Source organism: Parafrankia sp. BMG5.11, from assembly GCF_004337455.1.
Genome location: NZ_SJXI01000192.1, coordinates 1 through 3,773 on the forward strand (window position 1 = coordinate 1; position 3,773 = coordinate 3,773).

3 protein-coding genes are annotated in these 3,773 nt (G+C 66.8%); 1 reads left to right on the forward strand and 2 read right to left on the reverse strand.

What is annotated here, in order from left to right:
* Positions 1–441 precede the first annotated feature (441 nt).
* Positions 442–750, forward strand: coding sequence for a hypothetical protein (locus tag E0504_RS51835; protein ID WP_207974750.1), 309 nt, complete (start codon positions 442–444; stop codon positions 748–750).
* A 78-nt stretch (positions 751–828) separates the two neighbouring features.
* Here E0504_RS51835 and E0504_RS49685 read toward each other — a convergent pair whose 3' ends face one another.
* A complete protein-coding gene (locus E0504_RS49685) occupies positions 829–1,203 on the reverse strand; it encodes an aldo/keto reductase (RefSeq protein ID WP_207974751.1) in 375 nt (124 codons plus the stop codon).
* A gap of 344 nt (positions 1,204–1,547) precedes the next feature.
* Positions 1,548–3,119 (reverse strand): sensor domain-containing diguanylate cyclase, encoded by a 1,572-nt coding sequence (locus tag E0504_RS49690; protein ID WP_112105878.1) that lies wholly within the window; start codon positions 3,117–3,119, stop codon positions 1,548–1,550.
* Positions 3,120–3,773 lie beyond the last annotated feature (654 nt).

Genomic DNA, 3,773 nt, shown 5'->3' on the forward strand with positions numbered 1-3,773 from the left:
GCCGTCGGTGCACAGCACCGCCTCCGCCGTTTCAAACAGCGCGTCCGCTCGGCGGGTCAGGCAGTCGTAGAACTCCTGCCGGAAGCGACACAGCCGTCCTAGAGCCTCGACGCGTCCTGGTTCGTCCTGCACACTGCCCATCACGACCTTCGGCTTGATCCGGCTTCTTTGGCGAGAGCACGATCTTCCGAAGGTCGTCCCACGTCACGAGGACACGCCGACCCGCCCCACAACACCAGCAGGTATCGCACAGCGTGACACCCGGCGGTTAAACGACAAGCTAAGAAAAATTCCCCAGTATGAGGCAGATGCGTGCAACATCGCGACTGAAGTCGAACCTGTGGCTCGGTCGGTGGTCGGGGTCGAGGGGAGCTCGCATCCCTTCCCGGTCCGTACGCCTCCTCCGAGGAGATCAGGGGTGAGAGTATGGACCCAACGCACATGACTGTCGTGCCCGCCGACGGCAGGTCAGACGGCGGCGCCGGGACCGGACAGCGCGCACGGGTGGGTGTGTGGCTGGTAGGAGCACGCGGTTCTGTCGCGACAACCGTGGTGACTGGCGCATCCGCGATGTGCCCGCGGCTGGTTCCGCCTGTCGGCATGGTCGCCCTCCTCGCCGGCCGCACCATCGACACCTTTACCCGGCGCATCGACATCGCCCAGCCCAACTCCGACCGCCCCGGCGACGACCCCGGCACCTGTGCCCGAAGAACCCACCCCGCTGGTCACCACCCAGCCAACTGTTACTGACAGTGAACCTTTATTGACCTCGGTTGATGGTGTCGGAGGTCTGCCCCGTAGGCGATCTTGAAGTGGTCCCACGCACAGTCACCACCGAAAATGGAACAGAGCGGTTGATCGGACACTTTGGCCTGTCACCAGGTCGACGTCGAACCCGAACTTCGACGCGATGACGACCTGGTCCCGGACCGGTTCGAGGGCTTCACCGACGATGCGTTCGGACTCGAACGGGCCGTACGCCTCGACGGTGTCGAACAGGGGCACGCCCTGATCGGCGGCCGTCCGGATGATCGTGATCATGTCCTCCCGGCTGCTCACCGGACCGTAGAGGTTGCCCGGCATGGTCTGGCAGCCCAGGCCGACGCTGGACACCTCCAGGGAACCGAGCTTGCGACGACTGGCCAGCGTGGTCGCCGTCGTCGCGGTGCTCTCCTCCCGGCCGGCCGGTGTGGGCGCGCGCACCGCCGCGGAGGCCTTTGCGTCGGAGGTGCAGCCGACCGGGCCCGGCGGCAAGGGGAGTCGCCAGCACGGCCGTGCCCATCAGGAACCTGCGGCGGCCGTGACCTGCCCGCTGCTGTTGAATGCGATTGGCGTTGTCAGGCACTGGTCACCCCTTCGTCTCCCGGCAATGTGGTCATCGCCCCAGCCAACCCTTGTTGCGGGTGCAGGAGGAGTCCCTACTGAAAGGGGTAGCGGCAGAGACCCCCTGTAATCGGTCGATTGAGATCGAATCCGAGCGGAGGTCGTCCTGATCAGCTCGCGCGTGCTCGGGCGCGCTGCGGGACGGTCTCCGACATGCGTCGGCGTCAGCCGTCGCGCGGCCTGGCCGCCATCCGCCGGGCTGGCTCCGAGGGAGGGCCGATGTCGGTGTCGGGACGGGCCACCTCCGCCTCCGCGGCGTGCCGCCAGTAGCCCCGCCCTCGACGCTTGGCGAGATACATGGCCGCATCCGCGGCGCGTACGACATCCTCGGGGCTGGTGGTCCCGGGTCCGATCATCGCAATGCCGACGCTGGCCGTGACCGGGACCTGCTGGCAGCCGATGGCCAGATCCACGGTGGCGACGATGCGATCGGCGACAGCTTCGACCGCGCCGCAGGACGTGATGTCGCGGCACAGGACTCCGAACTCGTCGCCGGCGAGCCGGGCCACGACGTCACCGGGGCGGACCACACGGCGAAGTCGCCCGGCTACATCACGGAGCAGATCGTCGCCTGCCAGATGGCCCAACGTGTCGTTGACCCGCTTGAATCCGTCGAGATCAACGAAAAGGAAGCCGGCTCGTGTCGGGCTTTTTCCGGTTTCGGCGATCGTGCGTTCGAGCTGGGCGAACATGGCCGCTCTGTTCGGCAACTCGGTCAGCGCGTCATGGAAGGCGCGATGATGCGCGTCGGCGGCAAGGAGGCGTTCCCGCTCGGCTGACTGCGCCGCAACGCTGGCCGCCGAGATCTGCGTGGCCACGAGACTCAGGAAACTCCGGTAGTCCGCGTTCAAAGGGAGCCGGTCGCTCGTCCCGAAGATGAGAAGTCCGACAGGGCGTCTGTCGCCTCCCTCCGGCAGGGGGACGACCATCGCGGCGGTGGACGGCGGGGTCTCAGTCGACTGCCGTAACGCGAGACGGGCCAGCAGACGAGCGACGATCTGCGTCCGTCCCGCAACCATCGAGTCCCCGAGTCCGGAGGCGTCGCCGGGATCGAGCGTGTACGGGGTTCCCGTGGCTCCGGCGATACCAGCCGACGCCGTCACGGCGAGCTTCCGTGTCTGTGCCTCCTCGAGGACAACGAGGCAGTAGGGGATGTCGGAGGTGAAGCGACCGAGCACCTCGATGCCCTGGGTGAACACCTCCGCCTGGCTGGGCCGACCGGCCGTGGCGCTGACGAGCTCGTGCAGACATCGAAGGCGTCGTGTGCCGAGTACCTGCCGGGTGGTCTCCTGCAACGCGGCGAACACGCCAGCCACACCGCCCGCCGGAAGGCGCCGGATCGGGCTGTAGGAGAAGGTGAAATAGCAGTCCTCGAGATAGCCGTGGCGATTGAGCCTGGACGGCCAGTCCTCCTCCCACGTCGCTTCGCCGCCGGACATCACCTGCTCAAGCATGGGGACAAGCCGGTCCGCCGCCTCGGGAAAGACGTCCCGAAACGGCTGGCCTATACATCCCGGATGCTTGCGGCCGAGCATGGGTATGACGGCGTCGTTGTGTATCTCGACCAGGTCCGGGCCCCACAGGATCTCCAGCGGGAAGTGTGACTCAAGGCAGAGGCCCACGGCCATGCGCAGTGACTTTTCCCAGTCGCTGAGCGGCCCGAGTGGTGTGTTGGACCAGTCCATGGACATCATCAGGCGCCCGGTCTTGCTGCCGGCAGCGAAAATGCGGGTCATGCTGTCTGGGCCGCCCGCGGTGGAACTGATATTCCACCCACAGTGGTCTGGGGTATTTTGACCCGAAGCGCCGATTTTACTCTGCCTTTTCTGTGATCGTATCCCGACTCTTTCCCGATATTCCCCGGGTCGGGTACGCAAAACCAGGAGGTGCCCTCGGGCCGCCTGGTCGTCGGGGTTGCCTCGCCGTCGGTCGCGGAGGTCGGTCGCGAGATCTCCCGCCCTGGAGTCGTCGGGTGGAGAGGAGGCGGGGAGGTGCCGCCCCACCGGCACAGGCCCGACCAGGCTGGCCGCCCTGCCTGGTGGATCTTCCCGGTTGGACGAGTCGCGAGCCACAGGATCCGGTCGGGGATCGACTCCGCCGCCTTGACAGCGAGATAGTTCCTATATAGAAACATATGTGCGTATATACAAGCGCCGTGCTGGGCGGTCCCGGCTGGCACGGCGCGACGACCGCCGCTACGGAGGCCGCAGGGAAGCGGCGCCCTGGGACGGCTGGAGGCTCGGGCGATCGAGCGCTCGCAGAGATCAGACGGAGTCGGGCGCGATCCGCGGGCGCAGACCGAACCGCTCATCCCGCGCAGTTGGGGGAACACATGCAGTTTGGCCGGTACTACGAGGAGTTCGAGGTGGGCGCGGTCTACAGGCACTGGC